Annotated in this window: 6 protein-coding genes; 5 read left to right on the top strand and 1 reads right to left on the bottom strand. The window is 40.0% G+C overall.

The genetic code is table 11. The annotated features are described in order from the left end of the window. Positions 1 to 25: 25 nt before the first annotated feature. Positions 26 to 367 carry a cupin domain-containing protein gene (locus J7I93_RS16435; RefSeq protein WP_214726956.1) on the bottom strand — a complete coding sequence of 114 codons (342 nt, stop codon included), beginning with the start codon at positions 365 to 367 and terminating at the stop codon, positions 26 to 28. Between the two features lie 190 nt (positions 368 to 557). Between J7I93_RS16435 and fdhF the strand changes: the two genes are divergently transcribed. The 5 genes from fdhF (at position 558) to J7I93_RS16410 (ending at position 6,938) form a co-directional block, all read left to right on the top strand. After that, entirely contained in the window at positions 558 to 3,527 is a 2,970-nt protein-coding gene (gene fdhF / locus J7I93_RS16430) for a formate dehydrogenase subunit alpha (protein WP_214726955.1), read from the top strand. Continuing rightward, a complete protein-coding gene (locus tag J7I93_RS16425) occupies positions 3,520 to 4,086 on the top strand; it encodes a helical membrane plugin domain-containing protein (protein ID WP_214726954.1) in 567 nt (188 codons plus the stop codon). Before fdhF ends, J7I93_RS16425 begins: the two co-directional genes overlap by 8 nt. Before the next feature lie 276 nt (positions 4,087 to 4,362). Continuing rightward, on the top strand, positions 4,363 to 5,268 hold the full coding sequence (locus J7I93_RS16420; RefSeq protein WP_214726953.1) for an HD-GYP domain-containing protein: 906 nt from the start codon (positions 4,363 to 4,365) through the stop codon (positions 5,266 to 5,268). 13 nt (positions 5,269 to 5,281) lie between these two features. Then, complete coding sequence (locus J7I93_RS16415) at positions 5,282 to 5,602, top strand: 8-amino-7-oxononanoate synthase (RefSeq protein WP_214726952.1); 321 nt, start codon at positions 5,282 to 5,284, stop codon at positions 5,600 to 5,602. A 208-nt stretch (positions 5,603 to 5,810) separates the two neighbouring features. Next, on the top strand, positions 5,811 to 6,938 hold the full coding sequence (locus tag J7I93_RS16410) for an NADH-dependent flavin oxidoreductase (protein WP_214726950.1): 1,128 nt from the start codon (positions 5,811 to 5,813) through the stop codon (positions 6,936 to 6,938). The last annotated feature ends 130 nt before the right edge of the window (positions 6,939 to 7,068 follow it).

Genomic DNA, 7,068 nt, shown 5'->3' with positions numbered 1-7,068 from the left:
AGTCACCCCCTCCTACTCGATGTGCTTAAATATTCTGCGCATATCTTTCATCCGGAATTTTGTTCAGCATAACATAAAGGCTAACGGGTTCGTCTCCGGTGTTTTTAAAAGAAAACTCTTCCTCACCACTAGCATGGATGACATCTCTTTCAGCAACTTCAGTAGGATTTCCATCAATCGTCAGTGTTCCTTCCCCTTGAAGAACCATCAAATATACTTCAGTACCCGGATGCTTATGGACAGGAAGCTCCTGACCCGGCATAAAGTTAAGGACGAATACGGTACTCTCACCCTTTTTAAAAAGAATCCGTTTGGTAAACTGTTTATCGCTATATTCCATTGCAGATACAATTGATTGTCTCTCCACTATAATAACCTCCAAAAATTTATTGTCTGCACCTTAATGATAATGAATTTGATTGATCAAGGTGATGATGTAAATCACTTACTTCGCTTTTTATGAAAATGCCTATCGTTATTAACCAATATCATTTACTAAACGTTTAACTTTTTTAATCAAGGGTAGTGAAAACCTATGAAACTGAATTTTTGAAAGGATGTTGATTGAGTTGCCAGATTCTCTGAATATAAAAATAAATGGAGTAGAATTAAAGGCAAATCCGGATAATACCGTTTTGCAATTATTAAATGATAGTTCGATTGAAATTCCACAGGTTTGCTACCATCCGAGCCTGGGTGCAATCGAAACGTGTGATACATGCATTGTTTCTGTAAATGGAGAATTGGTGCGTTCCTGTTCTACAAAAATAAAAGATGGGGACGTCATAGATACGATTGACCCTAATGTAAAAGAAGCCCAGACCATCGCCATGGATAAAATTCTCTTTAATCATGAATTATATTGTACAGTTTGTGATTATAACAATGGGGGATGTGAAGTACATAACACCGTTAAAGCGATGAAAATTAACCATCAAAGCATTCCTTTCGATCAAAAGCCTTATGAAAGAGATGATTCACATCCTTTTTATAGATACGATCCCGACCAGTGCATATTATGCGGCAGATGTGTCGAGGCATGCCAGGATGTCCAGGTCACAGAAACGCTTACAATCGACTGGGAACGACAGCGTCCACGAGTCATCTGGGACAATGATGTGCCAATCAATGAATCTTCCTGCGTTTCCTGCGGACACTGCTCCACTGTTTGCCCTTGTAATGCCATGATGGAAAAAGGAATGGAAGGAGAAGCGGGATTTTTGACAGGGATTGCCAAAAACACGCTCCGGCCAATGATTGAAATCACCAAAAATGTAGAGACAGGTTATGGATCCATCTTGGCAATATCCGATATGGAAGCAGCTATGCGCGAAGAAAAAATAAAAAAGACAAAGACTGTCTGCACATACTGTGGAGTTGGGTGCAGCTTTGATGTATGGACAAAAGGGCGGGAAATCCTGAAGGTCGAACCTCAGGCAGAAGCACCGGCAAATGGGATTTCAACTTGTGTGAAAGGGAAATTTGGCTGGGATTTTGTTAACAGTGAGGAACGTTTAACAAAGCCTTTAATTCGCGAAGGAGATTCTTTCCGGGAAGCTGAATGGGAGGAAGCGCTGGATCTGATCACACGGAAATTTACTGAAATAAAAGAGCAGAACGGAACTGATGCTCTCAGTTTTATTACATCATCAAAGTGTACAAATGAAGAATCCTACTTAATGCAGAAGCTGGGCAGGGCAGTTATCGGAACAAATAATATCGATAACTGCTCTAGATACTGTCAGACACCTGCGACTGTTGGGTTATTCCGTACAGTGGGGCATGGAGGAGATGCCGGTTCAATCGAGGATATCAAGAACTCTGAATTGGTGCTTATTATCGGTTCCAATACTTCCGAATCGCATCCCGTACTATCCACTAGGGTGAAACGTTCCCAAAAGCTGAACGGCCAAAAGGTCATCGTTGCTGATTTGAGGGAACATGAAATGGCCGAGCGATCAGATCTGTTTATTCGTCCTAAAGCAGGTACGGATATGGTTTGGCTGTCTGCTGTAACAAAATATATTATCGACCAAGGCTGGGCAGATGAAAAATTCTTACGTGAAAAAGTAAATGGATTAGAGGGATTTGTACAAAATCTTGAAAAGTTTACGATCGAATACGCAGAAAAAACAACAGGCATTTCTAAGGAACATCTGATTAAAATAGCAGAAATGATCCATGAAGCAAATTCTGTTTGTGCATTATGGGCAATGGGGGTTACTCAGCACCTTGGCGGAAGCGATACAAGTACCGCCATTTCCAACCTGCTTCTCGTAACAGGAAATTACGCTAAACCAGGTGCAGGTGCCTATCCTTTAAGGGGCCATAATAATGTACAAGGTGCAGGCGACTTTGGAAGCAGTCCAGATAATCTGCCGGGATATCAAAAAGTTACTGACCCTGAAGTGAGAAAGAAGTTTGAAAATGCATGGGGAGTGAAGCTGCCAGAAAAGGTAGGAATGAATAACCACGAAATGGTAGAAGGCATCCATGAGGGCCAGTTAAAAGCGATGTATTTAAAAGGAGAGGATATGGGCCTTGTTGATTCCAATATCAACTATGTCCAAGCTGCTTTTGAAAAATTGGATTTCTTTGTAGTTCAAGATATTTTCCTTTCTCGTACGGCTGAGTTTGCCGATGTTGTGCTTCCTGCAAGTCCAAGCCTTGAAAAAGAGGGAACATTCACGAATACAGAAAGGAGAATTCAGCGATTATACCAGGCATTTGAGCCGCTTGGAGATTCCAAGCCAGACTGGCAGATCATCTTAGAGGTTGCAAATCGCCTTGGAGCAGGGTGGACATATACTCATCCTGGCGAAATTATGGCTGAAGCAGCCATGCTTATGCCAATATACTCAGGTGTAACTTATGAGAGATTGGAAGGATACAAGAGTCTGCAATGGCCAGTTGCGGAGGACGGAACAGACAGTCCGCTCTTGTATACGGAAGGCTTCCCATTCCCGGATGGCAAAGCGAGACTTCACCCGGTCGATTGGACACCTACTCTTGAGTTCCCGATTGAGTATGATATTCATGTCAATAATGGCCGCTTGCTTGAGCATTTCCATGAAGGAAATATGACATACAAATCCAAGGGAATCAGCTCAAAGACTCCGGAAGTTTTCTTGGAAGTCTCACCTGATCTTGCTGCTGAACGTGGCCTGAAGGATGGGACATTGGTTCGTTTAACCTCTCCTTACGGGAATGTTAAAGTAAAATGCCATATAACAGACAGGGTTAAAGGCAAAGAGGTCTATCTGCCGATGAACGACAGAGGCGAAGCAGCAATCAACCTATTGACAAGCAGCTATGCGGATAAGGATACCGATACGCCAGCTTACAAGGAAACAAAAGCAAAGCTTGAAATCCTTAGTGAAGAAGGAATTAGCCCACTTCCAAAAATAAATCACCGCTATGGAAACCCGCAGCCGCAAATAGGGGTAAATGTAGAGAAAAAGTGGGCACGAAAGGATTATATTTTCCCTGGAGATATGGTGAAAAAGGAGCGGAAGCAGCATGGCTAAAGCGATTAACAATATTAAGCGTTTTGAAATAAGTCCGGAAGATAAACGCAAAAAGGATTTGGAAGAGGTGGAGAACGCCCTTATTGACAATAAGGAATCCATTCTCGCACTCCTTTCAGTCGTAAACCATATGAATGATAGGGGTGTTCTTTCTCTATTAAACGGCTTGTTTGGACAGGGAGACAAAGTATTAAATGTACTTGTAAAAGCGGTAGACAAACCAGAAGCAACAAACACGATTAAAAACCTGCTTCTTATGGTCGGAACACTAGGTACAATAAATGTCCAGCAGCTGGAACCGCTGCTGCTTAAATTAAATTCCGGTATAGCCCGAGTGGCCGAATACAAAGAAACGGATGAAAAAACCAGCTATTTCGATTTAGTGAGAGTATTAAAAGATCCAGAAGTAAACAGAGCTGTCACATTGCTGATTACCTTCCTAAAAGGTATGGGCGAAGATACAAGCGGCATGGAAAGAACGACACAGCTTCCTGAAGACCAAAACCTTCATAAAAAGGAGAACAACGAAAGAGATGTGGCTCCTAATAAAAGAGAATAATGAACTCAAACCAGAGGCCAGATGGGTCTCTGGTTTTTTTAACAAGTCATACAAAATACTTTATTTGGAAGAACAGCGGGTAAATAGGCTTGTAAATTGGTAACATTATCATGAAAATCAAGGAACTAGTAAAATTTTTGTGGAAATATGGAAAATCATGTACTAGAATGTCATTATAGGGAAAAAAGAGTTACATAATATCTAAAAAGACTAGTTTCTATAAAAACATTATACATACAGCACCATAAGAGAAAGTTTTAGAAAGAGGGTAATTGAGTGGGCATTATAAATGAAGATAGTTTCATTGAAACAGTCCACATGAAGGGATTGCAAATCTCCTTAATCGCTTCCGGGGACGGGACAGAGGTTATCTATCATAAGTTGGATCCTGGGACTAGATGGGGGTTAGAGCCTGCATATGGATCTGAAGTTCTGGAGTTTTTTCATATCCTTTCAGGTGAATTAAAATATAAAAAAAATAACCAAATTAATTCTCTAAAAATAGGAGATGTATTTTATAAATCTCCAGTAAAAGAACATTATGTTTTTTATGCGGAACAGTTAACAGAATTTATTTATGTCTCATCTCAACCAGTGTTTCATCATTATAGTATAATTTCAAAAGAACTTGAGGATTTGGCTGTATCAATTGAAGAGAAAGATGGCTATACAGTTGATCATTGTTCAAGAATTAGTAAGATTTCTATGATTTTGGGAGAAAAACTGGGCCTTAATACAAGCCAACTTTTCCGTTTAAGCCTTGCTTCCTTTCTTCATGATATCGGTAAGGTCAAGATCCCTTTGGAAATACTTCAAAAACCAGATAAGCTCACCTCTGAGGAATGGGAGATAATGAAAGAGCACTCTAGATATGGTAGAGAAATCTTAGAAAATACTGGTCTTCCTACATTAATTGAAGCAGCAAAAATTGTAGAACAACATCATGAAAGATATGACGGTAATGGGTATCCACAGGGATTAAAGGGTGAGGAAATCGAAATTGAAGCTGCAATAATATCAATAGTAGATTCATTTGATGCTATGACAACAGATAGAGTATATAGAAAAGGAAGAACAACAAAGGAAGCTTTTGAAGAGTTAATTCGATGCCGAGGAAAAATGTACAATCCGTACATCTTAGATAAATTTTTAGAACTAAAAGAAGAATTAGTGAAAATCTAAGGAGGGAAATGTTATGAAAAAGATATCTATATCGTTATTAAGCTTTATGCTTTTACTAGTTTTTAATGTAAAGTCTACTGAAGCAGCCTACCTATCCGAATATGATAAATATATTGAAGTCTCTTATGAAGAAGCAAGGTATATTGCAGATTTAATGGGTCTAGAGGATTATGAATTAGGAGAAGAAACAGCAAGGCTATCTTTTGAAATGCAGGAAACCTTAATCGCTAAAATAGAAAAAATTCTTAAAACTGAAATTGATCATTACTATATTTGGTTAACTGTAAATGGGGAAACGGTCTTAGGAATTGATCCTCCGCATCCTTTATTTTAAGAACTAAGAGTCTGATGTGAGTTAATGCTGCTCATAATTAGGCTCTTTTTATTTGTATCGTTTTTATAAGGAATTTTTCTATAAACAACCGTTTTGGATAACCTAAAAAAGAGGTATTACATAAAAGCAGCCAGTTTAAAGGAAAATAAAACGGTGTTTTTGTAACTTGACAAAAAAACATATAAAATTACAGAGAGGGTAGACAGTAATGAATCCAAAATTTCAGCCGCTTTTTGAAGACTTTACTTTTTCGAATGGCATATCGCTTAAAAATCGTGTCGTAATGGCACCAATGACTAATTTTTCATCCAATGAGGATGGGACAGTATCCGATGCAGAAGTAGAGTATTATGCCCGCCGCTCAAAAGGCGTTAGTATGGTAATTACCGCTTGCACTTTTGTAACAGCTAACGGAAAAGGGTTTCAAGGAGAGTTTGCAGGGCATACGGATGAGATGGTTCCCAGCTTAAAAAGGCTTGCATCTGCTATAAAGAAGCAAGGTGCAAAAGCTATTCTGCAAATCTTTCATGGAGGAAGAGAATGTCCACCTGAGCTGGTGCCGGATGGTGACATTGTTTCCGCTAGTGCTGTTGCGTCAGAACGCGGCGGTGCTAAAGAGCCCAGGGCACTTAGCGGACAGGAAACAGAAGAGATCATTAAAGCATTTGGTGAGACAACACGGCGTGCTATAGAGGCAGGTTATGACGGAGTTGAAATTCATGGAGCAAATGGCTATTTAATTCAGCAATTCTTCTCCCCGCACTCTAACCGGCGTGAAGATCAATGGGGAGGCAATCTTGAGAAAAGAATGGCATTCCCATTGGCGGTAATTGAAGAAGTAAAGAAAACAATTAATGAACATGCTAAGGAGCCTTTCCTGGCAGGCTACCGTTTTTCGCCTGAAGAGCCTGAAACACCAGGAATAACAATGGCTGATACTTTAGCTTTAATTGATGTTTTGGCGGAGAAGGGCCTGGATTATCTTCATGTATCCCTGCAGGATTTCTGGTCTGAACCAAGAAGAGGAGTGGAGGATAAACGGTCCCGTATGGAAATTATTCAGGAGCGTGTTGGAGATCGTATACCAGTTATTGGGGTTGGCTCTTTATATAGTGCAGATGAAGCGCTGCATGCATTGGAAAAGAGTGGTGTTCCTTTGATTGCACTTGGTCGTGAGCTTATAATAGACCCGGATTGGGTAGAAAAGTTACAAAGCGGGCGTGAAGAAGAAATTGAAACAAAGCTGGATAAAAATGCTCAGGGTCGTTTGATTGTACCAGACCCGCTCTGGCAGGCAATTATAAATACACCTGGCTGGTTCCCGGGTGTTGAATAGCAAAAAAACCCAAGGTGCTGCCAAAAGCCCTTGGGTTTTATTCTTATCTTAATAATAGGCTGTTTTCGCAAAGTTTGTTGCTTACAAACTAGTTTTAATTACTGATTTGATTGGAGTGGAAGGCACTTGA

Source organism: Bacillus sp. ISL-47 (genome assembly GCF_018613175.1).
Taxonomy (GTDB): Bacteria; Bacillota; Bacilli; order Bacillales; family Cytobacillaceae; genus Cytobacillus.
Note: the sequence above shows the minus strand (reverse complement) of the source record. Positions and strands in the feature narration are given on the sequence as shown.